The following is a 23,448-nucleotide window of genomic DNA, read 5'->3' as shown; positions in this document are numbered from 1 at the left end:
CCAGCACATCGCCCGGCTGCGGGCCGCTGATCTGCTCCAGCATTGCATCCAGGTCGCAGTCATCTATTGCTGACACTTGCCAGTTCACAGGCATGCCGTCTTCGCAGGCCGGGATCTGCACCTGCATGTCGCCGGGGCCGTAGATTTCAGGGGCACGGTTGTCCATTACCGTGATTTCGTAGGACATCGTATCTCTGTTGCCCGCCTCATCTGAGGTGATCAAGAGCAGGGTATTCGAACCAATGCCTGCATGGACAGCCACTACGTAGAGGGGCTCCTCATCGGATACTGTCACGCTGGCACTTGGGGATACGGAAGGGTTGTCCGTTTGTGTAGTAATCTGCGCTTCCAGGCTCACGCCATCGCTCAGGCAGTCGTCGTCTAGTTCTACAAACCAGTTGAATTGCACCCCACACTCCCCTTCCGGGATGCTTTCGTGAAGAATCGTCATCGGGGGCTCCAGGCCGGTCTGATCCGTAACCGTTTTGGATGGTGGGGTGGAATCTGTAGTTTCTAAAGTAACTTCTTCCTGATACAGCTCAGGCAGGCAGCCTGCGCCATAAGCACAATTGCCCCGGTCCACAAGCTCAAGGCGGACACGGTAAGTACCCTCGCCAAGATTCTCAACAATTATCGGCTGGGCCAGAGCAACTGCTGAGCCAACCAAGGTTTCTCCAACGCCCGCTTCAATCAGGTATACATCGTAAGTGGCATTGCAGCCCTGCTCATCCAAATCTATGGTCAGCGTGCCATCCGTTGCTGTCGGGCAGCTTGGGCCTTCGCCGTTCAGGGTGAGTACCGGCACGGGGTAGCAATTGGCATGCAGCAAGCCGGAGATGGCTTCCACCTCAGCATTGCCCAGATTTTCGGTGATCGCAAAGTTATAGCATTCCCCATTTGTCAGGGTGCCTGGTACAAACGTCACCTGAGTAGAAGACATATTCACAAAGTCGACCACAGGATTGCCGTTCTCATCCTCTACATCTACCGTCCAGTTGTTACCGGTAGAGAAAGGCTCCCAGTCGAGCGTTATGGAGCCGTCGCAGTTGCAGATGACTTCGTAGCCCTCTGTGCGGAAGCCGAAGTCAAAAGACAAATTGTCCTGATCGTCCGGGTAGCCGTTGATATTGCCAGGGGCATCGCCCGTGCCGTCTTCGCCGGTGCGCAGGCTGCCATCATCAAGGATCGTGAAGGTGGTATTCTCCGGGTCGTTGCTGTCCAGGTCTTCATCGCTGCCCGCTCCAATGACCGTTGGGGCATAACCCGTTGGCAGGTCCGGGATGCGAAGCGTGTAGGTGCCAGGGATGAGCCCTTCGAAAACGTACTTCCCATTGACGTTATTAAAGATGCCGGTACCGATAGTGTAAATACGGTTGTCGCCATCCGTAGCAAGGTTATCGTCCGGGCCTGCCCATTCCAGCTCCATAGGCAAGTCATTAAAGCAGGGGTTAGAGAAATCGCCCTGTAGGCCATCGCCGTCCAGGTCTTCCCAGACGTAGCTGCCCACCAGGTAGAGGGTTTCCTCGTAGTCTTCGATCTCGCCGAATGGTATCTCGCCCGTCTGGCTGTCCGGCTCGAGGCCGCCTTCCGGGCTCAGGCGGGCGCGGGAGTAAGCGCTGCCGCCTTCGAAAGTAGCACCTTCAGGCACTTCGAAGCACAGTATTTCATCGGATAGACCGCCGTTTGGTATGGTGTTGCCGGTTGTGAAGGACACCTCTTCTCCTGCACCAAAGGAGCCATCACCGTCCCAGTCTATCCAGAACTGCAGCACGGCAGCTTCGCCAGTATTGTTTACCGCCGTAACGGAAACACAGGCTTCGGTGCCTGGCAACAAGGGTGTGATGAAATCAATGCCGTTCTCGTCGTCATCGGCCTCATTGCAGGTACCGAAAGTAACCAGCCCGGAGCCGTTATCGTCCCCTTCTGCCAGGTTATCCGGCTGGCCGTCCAGCTCTACGTCCACGCACTGCCCAAGGAGCAAGTCTTCACTGACGATGTGCTTTGGCGCATCAGGCTCTTGTGTGCCGTAGGAAACCGGCAGGTCGCCATAGTCAAAGCCAATGATCTGTACCATGTAGTCTTCCACTTCGCCGCTTTGAGCCTGACCAAGGGCGTTAGCCACTTCGCCCGGGTTATTCGCCAAACGAAGGCGAAGGCCTACATCTTGCCCGACTACACTCGTTGCCGGTACCGGTACATCTATGCTCACTGTCGTGGCATTATTTGGGACCAGCACGCTAAAGCGCTCGGTAGACGGGTCAAAAGCACCGTCCTTGTTGAAGTCCAGGAACAGCGCCAATGTCGCCTCCTCTCCCGTCATATTCATCACTGGTATTTCCAGCGTGGTTGTCTGGGTTAAGATGAACAGCGGTAGGTTGTCCAGGTCGAGCCCGTCCTCGTCGTCCGGGTCTGTGTCCGGAGTAGCGGTATTGTCATCGCCCCCCACAGTAGCCCCCGCATCAGCGCTGGGCTGACCGTTGGCTTCGTCGTCTACTGCGGCGCCTATTTTTAGCAGCGTGATATTATTTAAATCAACCAATATACGGTGGCGTGGTCCATTACCTTCCCGCAAAGTTGCATAATTGGCTGGAGTAAGCGGATCGTTAGGGTCGCCACCTGTGCCAAGGGCTATATCATTCAGGTCGCCGAAGTCTAATCCAAGAATAGGGGTTAGGTAATCCTCCACTTCACCATCCGGCGCTATGCCTGTTGGACTCATCACAGCGTCTATATCGGTACTGATCCGGAAGCGTACGCCTACCTGCTGCTCTCCTATGACAGAGGTCAGTGGTGGCGTAACATCTTCAAAAGTAGCCTCCGTAGCGCCATCGGGTACCATGAGATCATACATTTCGTCAGGGTCCCCAAAATCTCCGTCCCCATTCCAGTCGATAAAGAGTACCAGCTTTGCATCCGCCCCTGTCATGTTCATGAGCGTCACCGGCACATCTGTCGGGTTGCCCGTGTTGAATAAAGGTAGGATTACGCCATCTTCGTCCTCACCATCACCAAGAGCGTCGACACTGGGCTGCCCATCCGGCTCCGCATCCAGCATACTACCCAGCTTGAGCACCACGTCTGTAGGCACAGAGTGGGCAGGGCCATCGTTGGCATCAGCGGTCGCATAGCCTGGATCCTCTGGGAGGTCGCCGTAGTCCAGGCGGAAAAGACCGGCATCAAAGTCTTCATATTCTTCACCCTCTGAAAGGGTAATACCAGGGGTACAGCCGTCAGCGGGATTAGCGTCGCTGTCATTGGTATCGTTGCCGCCATTATCCGTCTGGTTCTGATCCGTAAACTGATAGCTTTCCGCGTCAGTATTGGGGGAGTTTTCAAGATCAAACAGCACGCAGTATTCCACACCGGCGGGCAGGCCGGTGAAAATGTAATTGCCATTATTATCTGTCTGGGTGACATCTACCTGATCTCCCTTTACGCCATTGTTGCATTCAAACAGGGCTACCTCGATATCCGGCACACCGGCCTCATCATTATCCTGCACCCCGTCCAGGTTGTCGTCTTCCCATACCAAATCGCCAATGCTCGCGCAGGACAGCGGGATGTTGTTGTTGAAGACAAATACGCCCGGTTCCAGGTCAATGGAATAGTAGAACGGGTTGCTCCCGCAGGCTGCATCTTCCATAAAGCCCGGATTGCCGGCATCTTCGCCGCTGCCCAGCGTGGTTACGCCAACTGGCGCGTCAAATACGCCGCCCTCTTCCATACAGTCCGGAGAAACGGCGTAGCCTGCCGGGGGCGTAAACTGAATGGTGTAAGTACCGCTCACAGACACGGCAAAGAAACCATAGAAACCGCTGGAGCCGTCCTGTACAATATCTACCGGGCCGGGACCGTCTACGCTGATGCTGCCGCCGGGGATAATTTCGCCCGTGGACTCGCAGTAGATGTATCCCGTAGGGTCTGCTTCTTCCGGTGACGGATCAATATCGTCGGGTACAAGATCGCCATCTTCGTCCGGGTAGATACCGGCATCGATCGTTGGGTCATCCTCACCTGAAGCCAGGGTGACACAATTTACGTTCCCGTTTTCGTCAATAACGTCTGAGTCCAGGGCATCAACCGTATTGCCTTCAATATTCGCAAGGGTGTAGATGTAATCCTGTGCGGCAAATATGCCGCTGTAGTCAAAGACAACGGTGTAGCTGCCCGGTACCAGACCGGTAAATTCATAATCGCCATTGGCATCAGTCATCACCTCCGCGCCGGGCACAGGGGCGTCTTGCACCCCATTCACACACGTGAAGAGCGTAACCGTAACGCCCGGTACGCCGCCCTCACCGTTATCTTGCTGCCCATTGCCATTCGAGTCCTCCCAGACTGTGCTACCCAGGCTGGCGGGCTGGTAGATGCCCGCATCAATGGTATAATTGGTTTCTCCGCTGCCCAGGGTAATGACCTCAGTCTGCCCGTCATCGCCAGCATCGCTGTCTACTGTATCGTCCATACCGGCATTATCGGCAGGGGTGATCTCGTAGCCATTGGGCGTGACGAACTCCACGATAAAGCTGGCAGGGCCCAGGCTGTCGAAGAGGTATAAACCATTCTCATCCGTCATAGTGGACTCAATGAAGTCGCCATTTTCCGTCAACAGGTTTACGGTCACATTCTCCACAGGTGGCTCACCGGGATCCTGAACACCATTGGCATTGAGGTCTTCCCAAACGAAGTCGCCCAGCTCACCAAATGTTGGATTGCTGCTACACTGTGGAGTGGCTGGAGGATACAGCACAACCGTAGAGTCCGAGGGGTTTACGTCAAACCGCAGGCGCAGCTCGGGGCGCAGTCCATCCTCTACTCTTTCCCAGACGCCATCGACCAGTACCCAGCCCGGCCAGTCTACGGCTACGCCGTTATCCACTACTGCACCCGGCCATAAGAGAGTCCCGGAAAGTGGCTGATTAGTCAGGACGGTTACCACAGTATCCGCATCTGGATCTACCCAGGTAATGGTTGCACCGTTGGAAGGGGTAAAGCCAATGGGTGTAATGCTGTAATTGACATAAGGCGCGTTATCGACGCAGATTTCTTCTGCCATCACTTCTATAGCTGGCACGAAAAAGCCCGCATCGACATCCGGGTTATTGTCGCCGGCATTAAGGGTGTACATAATCGTTTCGCCAGTGCCCGGGTCCGCATCGCTGTCAATCGTATCATCATTGCCCTCGCCCTGTGGGGAAGGGGCCAGTTCATCGGGTGTGGTGAAGGTCAGCATGTAGTCGCCCGGGAACAGGCCGGAGAACATGTACATGCCCGTACCATCGGTAGTTGTGCTTGCCGTGAACGCACCTCCATTCAAGTCTGTACCTGAAATGCTCACTTCCGCATTAGGGATACCCGGCTCTCCGGCATCCTGAATGCCATCGTAGTCGAGGTCTTCCCAGACGAAGTCGCCGATTTTGGCGAAAGCCAGGTAGTAGTCTTCCACCTCCCCGTCATTGGCGGGCCCGGTAGCATCCAATCCGCCCGCTGAGCTCAGGCGTACGCGGACGAAGGTTTCCAGATTGGGAAAGGTAGCGGAAGCAGGCACCTCAAAGCAGTAGTTTGTGGTATTCGTTCCAGTTCCAACAATTGGCTCGGTAAAGGCTACTTCCTCGCCGCTGCTAAAGCTGCCGTTGCCGTCAAAGTCGACCCACATCTGTAGCGCGGCAAGGCTGCCGGTATTGTTGGTTGCGGTTACTTCCACGCAGGCTTCGTTGCCAGGCACCATTGAAGTAAGGAAACGGATGCCGTCTTCGTCATCGCTGACACACTCACTGAAAGCGGTTTCACCCATTTCGGTTTCCACTCCGCTGCCATCGTCACCTCCTGTTCCGGCACCAGCAGCAGGCGTACCGTCCACACCGGCTTGTGCCTCAGGCGAACCATCCAACTCGGAGTCAACGCAATCGCCCAGGAACAGGTCATCGTGGATGATGTGGAAAGCACCATTTTGGCCGAGTGTAGTACCGTAAGTATCCGGGACATCTCCGAAGTCACGGTCCCTTGGCCCTTCAAAGTTTTCTGTATCCATGCAACTGCCATTGAAGCTAGCGGTTACTTCGTGCAACTGTCCATCACAAGTTTTAGTGAATGATGCTAAGGTCTCTTCAACGCCATCCGCTCGATTGGCCAGGTCAAGGGTCTGAGTAGCCGGGTCAAAGGCAGAATTACCGGCGATACTGATTTCCATATCACCGGTACCGTTGTAGTAGGTACCAATTACGTTGACGGTGTAGGTACCATCCGCCCGGCAGTTATCTTCAATTTGGATGTCTGTAATGGCCAGATAGCAGGGCTCGTGTAAACGGCGTTCGCCGGAACAGGTACCATCAATCCTATTGCCCATGCCATCAATAAAGCGGGCTTCGACATCAAAGGATTCTCCGTCGCAGACCAAGCCGTTAAAAGAGAAGTTATAAGTTCCGTCTTCAGCGATAGGATCAAAAATCTGGCTTTCTGTGTTGCCACTATCTATGAAGAAGACTTCGAGGCGGGCTCCCGGAGCCGGATCGCCGCCAATTTGTACCTGCCCGGTTAAGTCGTAAGTAAGATTGCCCATGCCATCGTCTATACAATCGGTGGCACTCAGGTTAGCAATATTCAGGGTGGCCGGGGCTTCTACGGTTCCAAAAGCTTCACAGCTAAGATCTATATCGTCTTTGACTTCGAACATCAGGTCGCCACCTGAGATCGGAAAGGGCCCAAACTCGTCTCCAATAGGGTGCTCCACTCCGTAAGCCAGATTGGGTACCACGTCAATTTCCAGGCCATCTGCATTCATCACCTGCAGCGTGAAGGTCCCGTTATTGTCTAAAGCACTGTTAATTTCCCGGTTGACCTGCAGCGTCCAGGTGTAGCGGTCGTCGTTCACCTGAGCCGTGCCGCGGTCATCACAAATGACCATTACCGTGGGGAAAAGATCACAATTCGTAGCGATCAGCCCGAGGTCTAAAGTGGTATCTTTTGCCTGCCCGGCTTCTGTCAAAGCTGGTGTCAGGTCAGTCATGAACATGGTGGTCTGATCCGCGTCGCTGTCTACAACGTCGTTTACACCGGCATTGAGCAGGGTGGGCATATCCGCAGGAGGGACCTGGCCGGGCGGGAAGGAGTTTTCATCAAAAACAGCATAGTACTGGCCTTCAGGCAGGTTGGCAAAGAGGTAGTAGCCCGGATTGCCGAAGTGGTTGTCTCCGGTCAGCCTGCTACCTACGAATACGTCATCACCGGCGCCCGGGGTAGCATCTTTAGTGCCGACCAAACGGTACAGATCAACGGATACTCCATTGATACCTAACTCAGCAGGTTCATTTTGAATACCATCATTATTATCGTCCGACCATACATAATTACCAACAGAGACCGTATCCGCTTTGATGGCGATACCGACTTTGTTGGGCTCTGCTACAAGAAAGTAGTCTTCGTCTGGCGTATCGGTGCGCCGCCCCTGATAGGCCAGGGAGTTCCATGCAATGGCATCTTCGGGTGCATCTACCGGTGCCTGTGTGCTAAATACGATCTCCGTTTGCTCACCGGGCCCCAGTGGCGTTGGCAGAAAAAACTTTAAGGCTTGTGTCTCGGTAACATCAACCGGAGGAGTCGTGCTCCAAAACGGGCCTGTACAACCCGCAGGCTCGTAGGCCGGGCTAAAGTCGGCACGGCAGGGATTGGGCTCTATGGAATACTCTACGGTGGCATTAGCTGGCATGGAAACCACTTCTACGAAGTTCGTCCGCCACTCGCTCTCCCGGTCAGCCGGGAAGGAAATCGCTTCATCGCCAATGAATGGCATGATGTCAATAACTGTGATATCCTTGACCTCAACGTTGCCTGTGTTTTCGATGATGAGTTTCCAGTCTGCGGCTCCGCCCTGAAAAGTGCGGCCGATACCGTTGAGGTTATCGAGCGTTGGATTCGGCCCGTTGGGATCAAAAAACACGAAATCAGCATCACAGTCTCCCCGAACCCCCTTCCGTGAACTGGTCTGTACCAGAGCATTCACAGTGAACGTTTCGCAATCCTCGAGGGGCAGGTCCTGACGGATGTAATCACCTGTTCCGGTAACTGTAAAACAGTTTTGCAATGCCCCGGGAGGGAAGCCCCGTGGGATGGCTACATCGTAGGTGATTTCATAGAATTCGGAATAGCGTTCCCCCGGAGCTGATCCGCTCAGGCTGGCCCATTCAAAAGTAAGGGTACGATTGCCGCTGTTGTAGACCATGCCATCGTTATCGGCAGGCGTAAGCCCCCCATTGTACTGAATGGTGCCAGGCACAAAATCCAGCCCCATGGGCAGTTGGTCTACAATGACGACGTTGTTGACATCAAAAGGGCCCTGATTGCGAAAGCGCAACCGGAAGGTAATGGTATCTTCGGGGTTACCGTCTGAGCCGTTCAGGGAGGTCTTCGACAAATTGGTAGGGCCGATGGGCGGAATGGTAATATTGTCCTCATCTCCGGGCAACTCTGCCTCCGGTGCGATATCCACATCATCACCATCAATTGTGAAGGTATTATTCAGGGTAGAACTACCAGGGCCATTGGCCACTTCCGTCACTTCTACAGTGTACTCAATAGTGTAGGTTGCTCCGCAATCTTCTTCTACGTCCGTGGAGCCAGGAAGGTCAATACCGGAAAAGTCCCAAGTCAGAGTGCTCCCTATCTGGTTGAGCGCCGGGGTTCCAATATCCGTGATATTGGAGCTGTAGGCAACCGATCCCGGCACCAGATTAACACCAGCGGGCAATTCATCAGTTACCAGGCCATTTACGAGTGGGTCAGGACCACACACATTGAAAGACAGGGTGTAAGTGACTTCATCCTCAACAAAGAATATATTTCCGGAAGCTGATTTATTAGGAGAACCCGGCCCAACCGGTGGAATACGGGTAACTGCTGCACTTTCATCGCATAGGTCATTCGGCAGCGGTTCTCCTTCGTAGTTAGCGGAAACTTCCACTTCAGGTGAAATACAGGTATAAACAGCATTCGGACAGGAAACGTATAGCGGATCAGTGACTCTGGGGTTGGCACCAATAACCGGGTTGCCCAACTGATCAGTAGCCAGTACTTCATAATCCAGGACGATCCCGTCTACAGGGCCAAACCCGGGAGGCACCGTACCAAACTCGAAAACCAAAGTGGTCAGGAATTCACCTGCCCCTAGTGCCGGGGGCGCGAAATCACCAGCGGAACCATCAAGCGTGGTGTTAAAGCTACCTAGTGGGAATGGGCCTCCGAGGTTGGTCTCGTAAGTAACCGTTACCGGTAAGCCTTCAAACAGGTAAATGGAAGGCTTGATGCCAGTAATCTGGATCTGCTGCGGGATAGTAATGGTTGCGGTAAAGTCATCCACTTCGACGTTACCGGTCACATCGGCATTGGCCACGTAACCACCCTGATCTCCGATTTCAAAAGTCGAGAGGCCCACGCCACACTGAATGAGTGGGTTGGGCGAAGGCAGGGTGCCGTTATAGGTATCTGTATCATCCACATCAACGGGGCAGTCTGAAATGGTGGTGCCGTCGAGCGTTGCTTCAATGGAAAAGTTATCACTGAAGTCATAGGGCGGAGAGGGGAATTCCAAAACCAGGGGAAAGGAGGTTGCTCCGGAGGCGTTGCTGACATCCCAGGTCAATGTTGTGCCGGATTGCATGCAACCTGAGCAATTCACGACGTTGGTGTTGGTGGGGATTTCTGCGGTGAGCGTAGCGTTATCGAGCGCGATAAAGCCCGTAACTGCCGATGGGCTGACGCCTATTTGAAACAATGAAGTAGAGCCAGGGACACCAACTGTCACTGCATTTACGTTTACGTTCCACTCTTCATTAGGTGCGCTTACCGTGATATCCGTTTGATCGCTTACCGGGCTATTGTCAGCGTCATCCGCGGAGAAAGTAACGGCAGCGGGTATTATGGTACCATCGCATACCTGACCGGGAGGAATAACCAGCTCCAGCATGAGGATACCTGCAGCACCTGCTTCAAGTGGGTTTTTCATATTGATGCGAAAGGTCGGCGTGCCCACAACATTGACGATTTCAGTGCTGCCCACTTCAGCATTGCCTACGAAACTGACAACCTGAATCCCATTAGGCAAGGGGACCTCAATGACCGGATTGTCAGCGTCTTCCACGAGGCTCTGCGTCGCGTAACTGATCGTATAGGTAAAGGCGACACCCGTTTCAGGAGTCAAATCGCTGACCATAATACCGATATCCAAAATCAAGGTATTGGGCATACTTAGCTCCTCCATTTTCTGTTTAGCATCGGGTGTGTCCTGATGGCTTTCGCTCCAATAATTCAGGGAAAATAGGCCAGGGTGAAAGGCATAGAGGGTTGTTGTAAGCAGGGCAATAATTGCCAACAGAGTAATTGTGGGTTTCATGTTGCTATTGTTTGTGCATGATTGTACCGTTGACTGTAGCGGGGTTTAGTCGCTAAGCGTTAATTTTTTCCAGACTTGACATAGGTATGCCAGGTCTGCAATGGTGCAGATTAGACTATGATTTATTATTCAAAGGGAATTTCAAAAACTTAAGGTACAGGAGAGTAGTGTTACCTACTCTGTTTCGATCGAGAATCCTCGTAGATATCTCTGTGTTCAAAGAAAATGTCTACTGATCGAATAATTATTCCATGATAGGCTGAGCAAAAGTAATGCCAATTTTAAAAAAACCCTTATCAACGCGAGAAAAATTCACCTCAAAAAGAGCAAATTGTAACATGGATAATTCAACCTTATCATCACAAGCAGATGATGTCCTGTACGACAGGGTCACCTTTTCAATCCTTCTTTCTAAGGGGAAAACCAACAACCATTAAAATATAAGAACGCGATGAGCGCATGAGTGTACCGTCGGTGATTAGGCAGTGACAGGTTAATATTTTTCATGAGTATTGTGATTTGTGCATTTAACTGATGCAAAGGTAAATCAAGCGGCAGATACAAATCGGACAAGCATCTATACTAACCCGACAAAAGGCGTTATACCGTGTCTCTTCTTCCGGAATGGATAAATATTGAAGCGCGATGTTATTACTTTTACATTCATCAATACACCTATTTACTAAACAAGCGTTTTCCTATTGTATAAGCTCCTGAAAATATTCAGCCTAATCCTGTTTGCCTCCATTGGCCTGTTTGCCCAATCGCAGGAGAAGTACAAACTTATATCCCGGCATATCAACCAAGAGAATGGGCTGACCAACCTGCTTGTACACCATACGCTGGAAGATAGCAGAGGGCTTGTTTGGATTTCCACTAACGGAGGATTGTTTATATTCGATGGCAAACGCGCCCAACCTCTCATCACAAATATTGAGGGGAATTCCTTTAAGGCGGGACGGGTTTATGAAGGGCCCGGGCAGCTAATTTGGGTAAACAGTTATGGCTATGCTGTATTTTCCAATCAGGCAGAATTTAAAGGTAAATTTGCGATATGGGACAGCACCGGAGAACAGTTGATCTCTGCCGACAGCCTTCTTGTTTCAACGGGAGCCCCATTTAAAAAAGAGGAGGTTGCAGCAATCTCGGGGACTCCCGAAAACCGTATTGTATTTTTACTACATGATGGCAAGGTTTTTAGCTTTGATGGTAAAGCGTATGATGCTATTTTTCAGACTGCCCCCAACCATCAATTATACACCTTTTACACTGCTGGCAAAGATTTCATTTTTGAATCCATGGACAGCTGCCATGTCATGTCTCCCCCATTCCGGGAGCAAAAGCCCCTCAAAACCTTTCTGAGAAGCAGGTTTAAACCGACCCCTTGCTCTTGTAAATATAAAACAGAAGGCAGCTTTACAGAGATTCAATTTACCAATGCTGCGGAACACCAAAGCATAACCATTCCCAAACCCTCAGGCGCCCTGCTGGGTGCCTCCTACACTCCCGGAGGATATATATGGATCATTACCACTGAGGAAGTCGCTGTTTATACCCCAAGCTCTGATCACTCAAAAAGATACGGTCGAAAAATTGCTTCCGCAACAGTCCAGTTGTCTTCAAGTACCTATTTTGGGGTACGCCTCGACCAGGAAAAGCAGGAAGCCTGGATTGCCTCCGCTAATGGTGTTTATTTATTTAAACTCAAGCCAGTACTATTCGAGCGCATTCACAGCTTTCAGCGTGAAATTGCTAACCTTAGAGGAATAACCTCTAACAAAAAAGGGAAGATTTACTACAACGACTTCTACACTTATCTGTACGAGTCAGATACATCCAAAATCTTATTTGATACCAAAGGAGGGATACATTTGCTGTATGAAGATGGCATCCTATGGTCCGGTACATACCGCCCGGACATTCTCAAGGGCAATACAAGAACCGGAACCACTAAGCTACTGAAAGCAGATGCAGGAGGCAACAGGGTCTCTACGAACTGGATTCACAGGTCCGGGCAAACCGGTATCCTTTATGTTGGTTCTTCGGCGGGCCTTCTGTATAAGCCGCATCAGAAAGATACGCTAATTAAAAAAAACATTAGCCCCCTGATAGACGGTACCGAAATCCGGTCTATTCATGAAAATAGCGAAGGGCTATGGCTTTGTACAAACGAAGGACTGCTGTTATATCAGGAATCAATAGATACTTTTCAGGATTACCGGCACATTACCAACGGGACTACCGTCAATCATCTTTATGAAGCACCTGATGGCACTTTTTGGCTGGGCACATTCGGTAAGGGGCTTTACAGATGGCAACCCGGGACCCCGGATGTCAAAAGGTATAATTATCAGGCTGGCTTTTCTGACGATCGAATCCTTGCCATTTACCCGGATAAACGAGGCTTCTTATGGATGCCTACCTACCATGGTTTAATCCGCTTTCATCCGGAATCAGAACAATTATTCACTTTCACCACAAAGGACGGACTTCCCTATAATGAGTTCAACCTTTCTTCTCATCATCAGCTAGCGAATGGGCACCTGCTTCTTGGCACACTTGGAGGCATTGTGAAATTCGATCCGCTCAAAATACCAGAGTCGATTGACCACGCGTACCCCGTTTGGCCCCTAAAAATTGAGCTATTTGATGCAGATGGAATAAAAAAAACATTGCCTGCCACTCAGTCAGCCATCACACTTAGTTCATCCAAAGATAAGTTAAGCCTTGAATTCGCCATCCTGGACTATGCGGCTGTAGATTTAGAACAATTCGATTACCGGCTTATCGGGCAAAACAACCAATGGACACCTATGCGGGGAAGTGACCTCAATCTTTCCGGCTTTTCAAAAGGGCAGTTCACGCTGGAGGTAAGAGGCAGAAAAGGGAAGGATGCCTACTCTACTGATATCTACCGGCTTGACATAAGAGTCCCTCCGCCCTTTTACCAGAGCACTGCTTTTATTTTCTGGTCGGTACTGTCTTTGACCACCACTTTAGTATTCTTTTTCCGTTGGCGCACCCGGCGTTTACGCAAAGACCGGATGCGGCTTCGGCAGGAAGTCAGAAAACGCACCCATAAAATTCAGCAACAAGCAATGGAGCTGCAAAAGCTCAACCAGGTCAAAACCACTCTGATCACCAACATTGCTCATGAATTTAAAACCCCGCTCACTATGATATCCGGGGCGCTGCAACTATTGCGCCAAAACCGGCATCCCAGCCCTGAGCGTGGGCTTAAAACCATTGAAAGCAATAGTACCAGACTTACTCAGCTCATTGATCAGTTGGTGGAGGTCAATAAACAAGAAGAAGCTCTGCTGCAGATTCAAAGTCAGCCGGTTGATCTGAAAAAACTAGTCCGGGAAATTGGCCAAATTTATGAGGACAATGCAGCTACACTTGACATTGGATTTTCCATGGACTTCGATAAGCGCCTGTCTGCTCGTTATCTGGCAGACCCGCTCAAATTGGAGTATATGCTACACAATCTGTTGTCCAATGCCTTCAAATTCACTCCTAAAGGTGGTCAGGTCTGTCTGGAAGTTGCAACAGGCGAAAACGAACAGGGTATTACGCTCTCAGTGGAAGATACCGGAATAGGTATATCGGAAGCCGATCAGCCCCACATTTTTGAACGTTTCTTTCAGGTGGACTCCACTTCCGGCGGTATGGGTATTGGACTAGCCATCGTGAAAGATTATACAGATGCTATGAATGGGGCTATTCGGTTGAAAAGTACGCGGGAGCAGGGTACGAAAGTCACCATTTTGTTACCGCTGCAATCCTTACCTGACACAGGTTCCTCTCAGATTCAAATGCCCTCTTCTGCAGGAAGCGTGCAAATAGTAGAGACCGGCGTATCCCATACTGAAAATCAACAGCCGCTGATTTTCATAGTCGAAGACAACCCGGAAGTACAGCTCCTGCTAAAGACCATTTTTGAAGCTAATTATGAGCTGCGAACAGCAACTGATGGCGAGGAAGCACTCCGCTTATTGGAAAAGTCCCCACAAACGCCAGACCTAATCATCACTGACCTTATGATGCCGGAGCTGGACGGTGTCTCTCTAATTCAGCGGCTCAAAGCAAACAAGCGTTTTTGGCTTATCCCTATCCTGGTGCTAAGTGCCAAAAGTGACTTTGTTACAAAAATCAAAGTCTTGAATATTGGCGTGGACGATTACATACAGAAGCCCTTCAATATTGATGAGCTCCAGGCTATAGTCCAAACCCTACTCAAAAATGCAACTGCCCGCCTCAATGCACAAATACACGCTACCGCCGAGCCTTCCTCTTTGGCTTCCTACGAGCCCTCCCAACCTGACGAAATGAAACAGCACGAGCAGGAGTGGTTGAATCAGGTGGAAAGTGCACTTTGGAATATGATTGATAAGGGCACCGAGATAAAGGTGAAAGATTTGGCGTTGGAGCTGTACACCAGTGAACGGCAGCTACAACGCCAAATAAAATTACTCACCGGCCTGACTCCATCCGAGTATATCAACGAAGTACGTTTACAAAAAGCCCGGCAGCTTATCATTGATGGCAGCTTCTCCACTGTTTCGGAGGTTGCCTACCACCTGGGCTATGCCTATCCCAATTACTTCTCCAGGGTATTCACCAAGCGCTTTGGACGCCCCCCTTCTTCTTTTTTCACGGATTGACCTGAATATCCAGTATACGAAGCGTGACTATCTCTCTGTTCATCGTCTATTATTGAGCTAGGACTGGTATACCTTCAATCACTTTTATACTTTTACAATTTTCAGTCAACACTTAAACAAACGCTTAATGAAAAGACTGTTCACAATTCTGATTGCCTGCTCCTTCTTCCTGTACAATGGGCTACATGCTCAAACAACGGCAGAACTGGAAGCAGAAAAAGCAGCAAAGAGCGCCACACTTGACTCCCTGAAAAAAGAATTCAAGGCACTGGAGAAGCAAGTCAATAAGCTGCAGTCCGACGTTGCCAGCTTAACGGACCAGCTCACACCTTACCCGCGTTGGAAAAAAGGCTTACTGGGCAACGTTGGCCTAAATATTGCCAACTTCGATAGCTGGCTGCCAAAAGACCAACCCAGTACTTCTGCCATCAATATCGGTGTGACTTCTACCGCCTTCATCAATGGAGACTGGGAAAATGCCTTCTGGCGCAATAGTGCCAACCTTACCCTGGGCTGGCTGAAATTCGACAACAAGGATAATCCTGACGACATCGACGAGTTCCAGGTTTCAGCTGATGCCTTGAACGTGGTATCCCTTTACGGGTATAAATTGTCACCTAAGTTTGCGATTTCCACATTAGGGGAGTACCGGACTTCAGTGCTTGATGGCAAATTTAACAACCCTGGCTACCTCGATCTTGGTGTAGGTGCGACCTGGACGCCGGTTACCGATCTGGTGGTGGTAGTACACCCACTGAACTACAACTTTGTCTTTGCAGATGAAGAATTCAACTTTGAGTCATCGCTTGGTGCAAAGGTTGTGGCAGACTATACCAAAACGATTGTTCAGGGGCTCAACTGGAAATCCAACCTGTCTGCTTTTCTGAGTTATGAGAATCAGGACTTTTCCAACTATACCTGGGTCAATACCTTTAGCACAGCCTACAAAGGTATTGGAATTGGGCTGGACGTAGGCTTGCGCAACAACAAACAGGAAGCCCTTGCTGCCGGACTGGAAGACAATCCACTACAGACCTACTGGGTACTTGGCTTGTCTTATGCCATTAGTTCCAACTAAGCCTTTTTCAAATCTAACCTAAAAGGGAGAGGGCCACTACCCATACGGGGCAGTGGCCCTCTTTCGTTTTAGCCACTCAGGCTTTTGCCTGGAAGATTACGATGCTGCCTAAGTACAACTAGAAAAGGGCAGCTTTTCTGTAAAAGCCACCCTTTTCAAAATTTTTATAGCTGTCGCAGTGCTGCTATTCTTCCTCTTCGGAAGCGGCTGTGGCGGTTGCAGCTGCTGCAGTAGCCGCTGTAGCTGCGGTTTCTGCACCTTTACCTTTGCCAGAGCCACCACGACGACGGCGGCGACGGCCACCACCTTCGCTCTTGCCAGCGGTGTATACGTCGTTGTAGTCTACAAACTCGATCATCGCCATTTCAGCGGCATCGCTGCGACGGAAACCAGTCTTGATAATGCGAAGATAACCACCGGGGCGTTCTCCAATTTTCTCAGCAATTGGACCGAACAGCTCCGTTACCGCCGTTTTGTTTTGCAGGTAGCCGAACACGACGCGACGATCGTGTGTACTTCCATTACGTGCCTTGGTCACCAATGGCTCGAGATATACACGAAGCGCTTTGGCCTTAGCTAGCGTCGTGTTGATACGTTTGTGCTCAATGATGGCAGCAGCGAGGTTGCGCATGAGGGCTTTGCGGTGCCCTTCTTTGCGGCCGAGATGGTTAAATTTCTTACCGTGTCTCATTGTAGAGATTGATTTACATCGTGACACCTACTTTTCGGGAGCCATTTCAGGCATAGACCACAGGTCGGTCCGCTTGGAAAAGCAGTGATCACAGGGTTATAAAAAAAACGAGGAGCAGTACCGGGTAAAAGGCACTACTCCACCTGTTGAATCCTTATTATTCTTCGTCGAGCTTGTATTTGGAAAGATCCATGCCGAAGGTCAACCCTTTGTCCTGTAGCAACTCTTCGATCTCTACCAGTGACTTCTTACCGAAGTTCCGGAACTTAAGCAGCTCGTGCGTATCGTACTTCACCAGCTCTGCCAATGTGTTGATCTTCGCTGCTTTCAGGCAGTTGTACGCCCGTACAGACAGATCCAGGTCTTCAAGTGAAGTCTTCAGCAACTTGCGCATATGCAAGATGTGCTCGTCGACGATGTTCTCTTCCCGGGTGGAAGCATCATCGAAGGTAATATTCTCATCTGTGATCAGCATCAGGTGCTGAATCAGGATACGGGAAGCTTCCTTAATCGCGTCTTCAGGGTGGATGGTACCATCCGTCTTCACATCAATAGAAAGTTTCTCGTAGTCAGTCCGCTGACCTACACGGGTATTCTCCACGCGGTAGGCTACGTTTTTGATAGGTGTGTAGATGGCATCCACCGGAATTACACCGATTGGTGCATCCTTAGGCAGGTTTTCATCTGCAGGCACATAACCACGACCCTTGGTCACGGTCAATTCTACTTCCAGGTTCACGAACGGCTCCATCTGACAAATCAGAAGGTCTGGGTTCATGATTTTGAAGACATTGGTATGCTCTTCTATATCGCCGGCCCGGAACTCTTCCTTACCGCTAATGGTCAGGTATACTTTCTCAGTGGTAATTTCTTCTTCGCTCAGCAACTGCTTGAGACGAACCTGCTTAAGGTTCAGGATGATTTCCACCACATCTTCTACCACACCACGGATCGTAGCAAACTCATGCTCGACGCCCGCGATACGGACAGCAGAAATCGCAAAGCCTTCCAGGGAAGACAACAGCACACGCCGCAGGGAGTTACCTACGGTTTGGCCAAAGCCCGGTTCAAGAGGTTTGAATTCAAAAAGCCCCTCGAAATCGTTGGCTTTCTGCATTACAATCTTGTCCGGCTTCTGGAAATTTAGGATACTCATATATTTGACCTTCGTTCTTTAAATGGAAGAATAAAACGGGTGCAGAAACGGTTGCCTATGTACGCCTAAAAAGCACCCTCCTTGCGGAAGGCACTTTTCAGTATTTTCGTACATGTCGCTGCTTTAAGCCCGCCTGTAGACGGACCGGTCGCAACAGTCTATTACTTAGAGTACAGTTCTACAATCAACTGCTCGTTGATTTTTTCTGGTATCTGCTCACGCTCTGGGTATTCAAGGAATTTGCCCTGCATTGTATCAGGATTGAACTCCAGCCATGCGAATTTACGGATATCAGACTTTGCAGCTACGGCATCTCTAACAATCTCCATACCCTGAGACTTACCACGTACGGCGACAATATCGCCAGGGCGCAGTGAACAGGAAGGGATGTTAGTGATCACACCATTCACGGTAATGTGGCGGTGTGTAACCAGCTGACGGGCAGCGCGGCGGGTTGGAGCAAGGCCTAAACGGAAGACCGTATTGTCCAGGCGAGATTCCAACAGGCGAAGCAATTCTTCACCGGTTACACCTGAACCACTGTTAGCTCTTTCGAAAAGGTTGCGGAACTGACGCTCCAGCACGCCATAAGTGTACTTAGCTTTCTGCTTCTCCATGAGCTGCAGGGCGTAGTCGGACTTTTGCTTGCGCCGACGGCCGTTGCCGTGCTGCCCCGGAGGATATTTCTTGCGTTCGAATGATTTATCGGCACCATAGATCGCTTCACCGAGCGCTCTTGCTTTTTTTGTCTTTGGACCAGTATATCTCGCCATCAGAATAAACTATTTTCGATTGATTAAACCCTTCTGCGCTTGGGAGGACGGCAGCCGTTGTGTGGTACAGGCGTAACGTCTTTGATACGAGTTACTTTGATACCTGCCACGTCAATAGCCCGGATAGCAGCCTCACGGCCAGAACCAGGTCCTTTGACGAATACCTCAACGGAACGGAGTCCTGCATCATAAGCGGTGCGAGACGCATCTGCAGCCGCTACCTGCGCAGCATAAGGCGTATTTTTCTTAGAGCCGCGGAAGCCAGCTTTACCTGCAGAAGCCCAGGAGATCACCTGACCACGCTTATTGGTCAACGAGATGATAATGTTGTTGAAGGAAGCCTGAATGTAAGCCATTCCTTCTGCCTCCACTTTCATGTTCCGCTTCTTAGTCTTCTTTGCGGCTGCTTTTCCTTTTCCCTTTGCCATTGGAAATTAATTTAACAAGGTTTCGTATCTACAGCGGATGCACTACTGCGATGAGCAGCCATCATGTGCCTTGACGAAAATGATTACTTGGTTACCTTCTTCTTGTTCGCAACAGTCTTACGCTTACCCTTACGAGTACGGGCATTGGTCTGTGTACGCTGTCCACGAAGGGGCAAGCCTTTACGGTGGCGCAAACCACGGTAGCAACCAATATCCATCAAACGCTTGATGTTGGATTGTACCTCAGAACGCAGTTCACCTTCGACTGTGTGTTCGTCAGTGATAATGCTTGTGAGTGACCGGACATTCTCATCGGTCCAGTCTTCAACTTTTACACTCTCATCGATACCTGCCTGCTCAAGGATCATCGCTGCTTTGGAGCGACCGATTCCGAAGATGTAAGTCAGGCTAATGACACCGCGCTTGTTACGAGGCAAATCGACACCTACAATACGAGCCATTTTACGCTATTTAATTGATTCAGTTAATGCAGATCAGCGGGCTACGCTTAGCCTTGACGCTGCTTGAACTTAGGATTCTTCTTGTTGATAATGTAGATCTTACCTTTACGGCGAACGATCTTACAATCGGCGGAGCGTTTCTTAACAGATGCTCTAACTTTCATGATGGTCGTTTTTCTGTTTAGACAGTAATATACAACACGGTCTTATTTGTAACGATAAGTGATCCGCCCACGGGACAGATCATAAGGGGACATCTCTACGGCTACCTTATCGCCGGGAAGGATACGGATATAATTCATGCGCATCTTTCCGGAGATTGTCGCAACAATCTCATGATCGTTCTCCAGCCTTACCCGAAACATTGCGTTCGACAAAGCTTCTTCAATAATACCGTCTTGCTTAATTAAGTTCTTCTTAGACATACTCGAAATTTCGGTGTGCAAAGATAATCATTTTTATCTGACTTTCATGGTAATAGGCACAAAAAATCAAAATCCTCCTCTACACCGATTTTAAAAACAGCCCTTTTCAGGCTTATACCGCCTCGGAAATGACCCCTACGAATTGAACATCGGGGTTTTTCTCTACGGCTTCTTCAATAATGCTGTGGTCAGACAGGGGTTGCGGGCCTGTCTTCAGTACTACGATAGAATGTTCATAGTGGGCTGAAGGTTTACGATCTTTGGCGTAAATCGTCCAGCCATCCCGTTCTGTACGGACTTCCTTGCGCCCCAGGTTGACCATTGGCTCAATCGCAATCACCAGCCCATGCTTGAGTACCGGACCACGCCCGCGCTTGCCATAGTTAGGTACCTCTGGAGCTTCGTGCAATTCACGCCCGATACCATGCCCGACCAGTTCGCGTACAATACCATATCCGTGCTCTCTCTCAGCATACTGCTGTACCGCAAAGCCAATATCTCCAATGCGGTTCCCTACTGTTGCCGCATCAATTGCTTTGTAAAGGGAAGTATTGGTTACCCGGCAAAGTTCCATTACGGCTTCCTCCACTTCTCCAACCGGAAACGTATAGGCAGAGTCGCCATGGAAACCATTCAGGTGTACGCCACAGTCCACTGACACGATATCTCCGTCCTGGAATACCTGATCTTTAGTGGGGATACCATGAACGACCTGCTCGTTAACAGAAACACATAAACTTCCAGGAAACCCCTGGTAACCCTTAAATGAGGGGACACCACCGTGATCCCGGATCAACTCCTCTGCAGCTTTATCAATTTCAGCGCCGGTCATACCTGGGCGGAGCATACTGCCGACGTGGGCAAGGGCCATGCATACAACACGGTTACTCTCCTTTAGCAGTTCTATCTCCTCTTCTGTTTTGTAAAAAACCATTCTCGAGATCTTATATTATTAGGAATAATACAGGTTTGCGGTGCACTGTTTTCACTTCACAAAACCCTATTCCTTCTAGCACCATACCGCCACAGAGCACATTAGACTCTGCGGCGGTACGGAACATATAAACTTCTTCAATCCTTTCCTTACTCCAGAAAGACCAGCTTTTCTTCGCAGGCAGTGCTTACATATTAGCACCTATACCCTGCATACGGCTGCGGCCCTGAATCTTGCCTGACTTCACCAAGCCATCATAACGGCGCATGAGCAAGTGGCTTTCAATCTGCTGAAGGGTATCCAGCACTACTGCTACAAGAATCAGCAGTGAAGTACCACCGAAGAACATGGCGAAAGCAATGTTGACACCGAATCCAGCTGCAAAAGCAGGCAGGATAGATATCAGCCCCAGGAAAATGGAACCTGGCAGGGTAATACGAGTCGTCACTGCATCAATAAAGTCTGCCGTAGGCTTACCTGGCTTAATACCAGGTATAAAGGCGTTTTGACGCTTCAGGTATTCTGCATATTGCTGCGGATTTACCAACAGCGCCGTATATACGTAGGTGAACAGCACCACCAAAATAAAGTAGATGATATTGTAAGGTGCTGAAGTAAAGTCATTCAATGCCCGTAAGATAGGGCTGGTTGCCAAATCACTCCCCTCTCCTGCGAAGAACTGAGCCACGGTGGCAGGCAAAAACATCAATGCCTGTGCGAAAATGATTGGCATTACACCCGATGCATTCACCTTGAGTGGGATGTAGTCCCGTGCTCCCTGTGCAGGCATTTGGTTAGAACCACGTCCAACCATACGCTTCGCAAACTGAATTGGAATACGGCGGACCCCCTGTACGATCAGAACAGTAGCCATAACGATTCCGAATAGAGCCGCCATCTCCAATACGAAGATGATCAGACCATTATTTTCCAACTGAGACTGGAATTCAAATACCAGTGCCTGTGGTAAGCTCGCGATAATACCGATGGTGATCAAAAGCGAGATACCATTTCCAATACCGCGGTCTGTGATTCGTTCACCCAACCACATGGAAAATACTGTACCTGTGGAGAGGATGATAATGTTGGAAATCCAGAATACGCCGAGAGGTATAGTCGGATCGACAGCGCCAAGGCTGTTGATATAAGTCAGATAACCACCACCCTGAACCAAAGTAATTGCTACAGTCAGCAGGCGGGTGATCTGGTTGAGTTTCTTACGGCCAGACTCTCCCTCTTTTTGCTGAAGGCGCTGGAAGTAAGGTACCGCAAAGCCCAGCAGCTGAATGATAATCGATGCCGTAATATAAGGCATGATACCGAGTGCGAAAATAGCGGCATTATTAAAGGCGCCACCAGTAAATACGTTGATCAGCCCAAGCAGGTCGTTTGGCGAGTTGTTATTCTGAGTGGCATTGTCCAGCACCTCAGGGATAACACCTGGAAGCACGATATAAGAGCCAAAGCGGAAAACAAAGAGCATACCTAAGGTAAAGAGGATGCGGTTACGCAACTCTTTGATTTTCCAGATATTCTGTAAAGTAGTGATTAGCTTTTTCATCTGCGTAATTTTATAGCCTGTCTACCACATTGAAGAGCGGCTATCAGCTCTTCTCAAAACCTCGTGGGACCGTAGCCCCAAAAAATAAAGCGCCGCTCAGCGCGGCACAATATAATTACTCAGCTACAGTAGCAGAGCCACCAGCTGCTTCGATAGCGGCTTTGGCCGACTTGGAGAAACCATGAGCCACGACTTCGAACTTGCCTTTCAGCTCGCCGTTACCCAGGATTTTGACCAGGTCATTTTTGCCAACAGCACCCAGCTTGATTAAGGTTTCCAAGTCGAACTTCTCAACCCCGTACTTTTCTGACATTGCCTGAAGGTTTTCCAGGTTGATTGCAGTGTAAGATTTACGGTTGTGATTGTTGAAGCCGATCTTTGGCAGACGCATTTGAATAGGCATCTGACCGCCTTCAAAGTTGCGCTTATTCTTGAAGCCGGAACGAGACTTAGCACCTTTGTGACCGCGGGTAGCGGTACGGCCATGCCCAGAACCAATGCCTCTGGCAATTCTTTTGCGCTTTTTGACTGCACCCTCGGCAGGCTTTAAGCTATGTAGTTCCATTGCGATTACGTTTATTCCTTTTAAAGAATGGTCTGCAAAGATATCCGCTATTAACGGCTTTACAAACTTTTTCCTTAAGCTTAAAAAAAGTTTAGCCTGCAGGCTCGACTGTAACTAAGTGACTAACTTTGCTCACCATGCCCTTGATCTGGGCTGTTTCTTCAACAACGACACTTTGACGGATTTTTCTTAACCCCAGCGCCTGCATCGTTGCTTTTTGCTTCTTGGAGCGGTCAATAACACTTTTTACCTGAGTGACCTTGATCTTACTCATTGCTTCAGCTTTTTATTCTGCATCAAACAGTATCTGACTTTTTCAGTGCTG

At 49.9% G+C, this 23,448-nt stretch carries 14 protein-coding genes; 2 read left to right on the top strand and 12 right to left on the bottom strand.

The genetic code is table 11. From position 1 onward, the window contains the following. Positions 1-10,384, bottom strand: a 10,384-nt coding sequence (locus MRY86_RS00305; protein WP_293568418.1) for an SdrD B-like domain-containing protein, incomplete at its 3' end; no start/stop codon positions are given. Positions 10,385-11,085: 701 nt separating this feature from the next. Between MRY86_RS00305 and MRY86_RS00300 the strand changes: the two genes are divergently transcribed. After that, on the top strand, positions 11,086-15,051 hold the full coding sequence (locus MRY86_RS00300) for an ATP-binding protein (RefSeq protein WP_293568420.1): 3,966 nt from the start codon (positions 11,086-11,088) through the stop codon (positions 15,049-15,051). 127 nt (positions 15,052-15,178) lie between these two features. Then, positions 15,179-16,129, top strand: a complete 951-nt coding sequence (locus MRY86_RS00295; RefSeq protein ID WP_293568422.1) for a DUF3078 domain-containing protein — start codon at positions 15,179-15,181, stop codon at positions 16,127-16,129. 184 nt (positions 16,130-16,313) lie between these two features. Here MRY86_RS00295 and rplQ read toward each other — a convergent pair whose 3' ends face one another. The 11 genes from rplQ to rpmD form a co-directional block, all read right to left on the bottom strand. After that, complete coding sequence (rplQ, locus tag MRY86_RS00290; RefSeq protein ID WP_363325445.1) at positions 16,314-16,820, bottom strand: 50S ribosomal protein L17; 507 nt, start codon at positions 16,818-16,820, stop codon at positions 16,314-16,316. A 157-nt stretch (positions 16,821-16,977) separates the two neighbouring features. Next, positions 16,978-17,976, bottom strand: coding sequence for a DNA-directed RNA polymerase subunit alpha (locus MRY86_RS00285; RefSeq protein ID WP_044146988.1), 999 nt, complete (start codon positions 17,974-17,976; stop codon positions 16,978-16,980). A gap of 161 nt (positions 17,977-18,137) precedes the next feature. After that, positions 18,138-18,749, bottom strand: coding sequence for a 30S ribosomal protein S4 (rpsD, locus tag MRY86_RS00280; protein WP_293568426.1), 612 nt, complete (start codon positions 18,747-18,749; stop codon positions 18,138-18,140). 23 nt (positions 18,750-18,772) lie between these two features. Beyond that, positions 18,773-19,177, bottom strand: coding sequence for a 30S ribosomal protein S11 (rpsK, locus tag MRY86_RS00275; protein ID WP_293568429.1), 405 nt, complete (start codon positions 19,175-19,177; stop codon positions 18,773-18,775). 83 nt (positions 19,178-19,260) lie between these two features. Then, a complete protein-coding gene (gene rpsM / locus MRY86_RS00270; protein ID WP_293568431.1) occupies positions 19,261-19,638 on the bottom strand; it encodes a 30S ribosomal protein S13 in 378 nt (125 codons plus the stop codon). 47 nt (positions 19,639-19,685) lie between these two features. Further along, positions 19,686-19,802: a type B 50S ribosomal protein L36 gene (gene ykgO, locus MRY86_RS00265; protein WP_044221860.1), complete on the bottom strand. Its 117-nt coding sequence runs from the start codon at positions 19,800-19,802 to the stop codon at positions 19,686-19,688. Positions 19,803-19,844: 42 nt separating this feature from the next. Further along, a complete protein-coding gene (infA, locus tag MRY86_RS00260; RefSeq protein ID WP_044221858.1) occupies positions 19,845-20,063 on the bottom strand; it encodes a translation initiation factor IF-1 in 219 nt (72 codons plus the stop codon). 112 nt (positions 20,064-20,175) lie between these two features. Further along, the gene (gene map, locus MRY86_RS00255; protein ID WP_293568445.1) at positions 20,176-20,997 is read right to left on the bottom strand and encodes a type I methionyl aminopeptidase; all 822 of its coding nucleotides are present in this window, start codon (positions 20,995-20,997) and stop codon (positions 20,176-20,178) included. A 187-nt stretch (positions 20,998-21,184) separates the two neighbouring features. Continuing rightward, positions 21,185-22,558 (bottom strand): preprotein translocase subunit SecY, encoded by a 1,374-nt coding sequence (gene secY, locus MRY86_RS00250; RefSeq protein ID WP_293568448.1) that lies wholly within the window; start codon positions 22,556-22,558, stop codon positions 21,185-21,187. A gap of 115 nt (positions 22,559-22,673) precedes the next feature. After that, the gene (rplO, locus tag MRY86_RS00245) at positions 22,674-23,123 is read right to left on the bottom strand and encodes a 50S ribosomal protein L15 (protein WP_293568451.1); all 450 of its coding nucleotides are present in this window, start codon (positions 23,121-23,123) and stop codon (positions 22,674-22,676) included. Between the two features lie 91 nt (positions 23,124-23,214). Continuing rightward, positions 23,215-23,397: a 50S ribosomal protein L30 gene (gene rpmD, locus MRY86_RS00240; protein ID WP_293568454.1), complete on the bottom strand. Its 183-nt coding sequence runs from the start codon at positions 23,395-23,397 to the stop codon at positions 23,215-23,217. Between the last annotated feature and the right edge of the window lie 51 nt (positions 23,398-23,448).

The sequence above is a fragment of the Phaeodactylibacter sp. genome, assembly GCF_022763345.1.
In the GTDB taxonomy this organism is placed as follows: Bacteria; Bacteroidota; Bacteroidia; order Chitinophagales; family Saprospiraceae; genus Phaeodactylibacter.
Note: the sequence above shows the minus strand (reverse complement) of the source record. Positions and strands in the feature narration are given on the sequence as shown.

Coding starts and splice junctions, on each gene's coding strand:
- rpmD (WP_293568454.1), bottom strand. CDS start 23,397: ATGAGTAAGATCAAGGTCACTCAGGTAAAAAGTGTTATTGACCGCTCC.
- rpsD (WP_293568426.1), bottom strand. CDS start 18,749: ATGGCGAGATATACTGGTCCAAAGACAAAAAAAGCAAGAGCGCTCGGT.
- MRY86_RS00295 (WP_293568422.1), top strand. CDS start 15,179: ATGAAAAGACTGTTCACAATTCTGATTGCCTGCTCCTTCTTCCTGTAC.
- infA (WP_044221858.1), bottom strand. CDS start 20,063: ATGTCTAAGAAGAACTTAATTAAGCAAGACGGTATTATTGAAGAAGCT.
- map (WP_293568445.1), bottom strand. CDS start 20,997: ATGGTTTTTTACAAAACAGAAGAGGAGATAGAACTGCTAAAGGAGAGT.
- rplQ (WP_363325445.1), bottom strand. CDS start 16,820: ATGAGACACGGTAAGAAATTTAACCATCTCGGCCGCAAAGAAGGGCAC.
- ykgO (WP_044221860.1), bottom strand. CDS start 19,802: ATGAAAGTTAGAGCATCTGTTAAGAAACGCTCCGCCGATTGTAAGATC.
- secY (WP_293568448.1), bottom strand. CDS start 22,558: ATGAAAAAGCTAATCACTACTTTACAGAATATCTGGAAAATCAAAGAG.
- rpsK (WP_293568429.1), bottom strand. CDS start 19,177: ATGGCAAAGGGAAAAGGAAAAGCAGCCGCAAAGAAGACTAAGAAGCGG.
- rplO (WP_293568451.1), bottom strand. CDS start 23,123: ATGGAACTACATAGCTTAAAGCCTGCCGAGGGTGCAGTCAAAAAGCGC.
- MRY86_RS00285 (WP_044146988.1), bottom strand. CDS start 17,976: ATGAGTATCCTAAATTTCCAGAAGCCGGACAAGATTGTAATGCAGAAA.
- rpsM (WP_293568431.1), bottom strand. CDS start 19,638: ATGGCTCGTATTGTAGGTGTCGATTTGCCTCGTAACAAGCGCGGTGTC.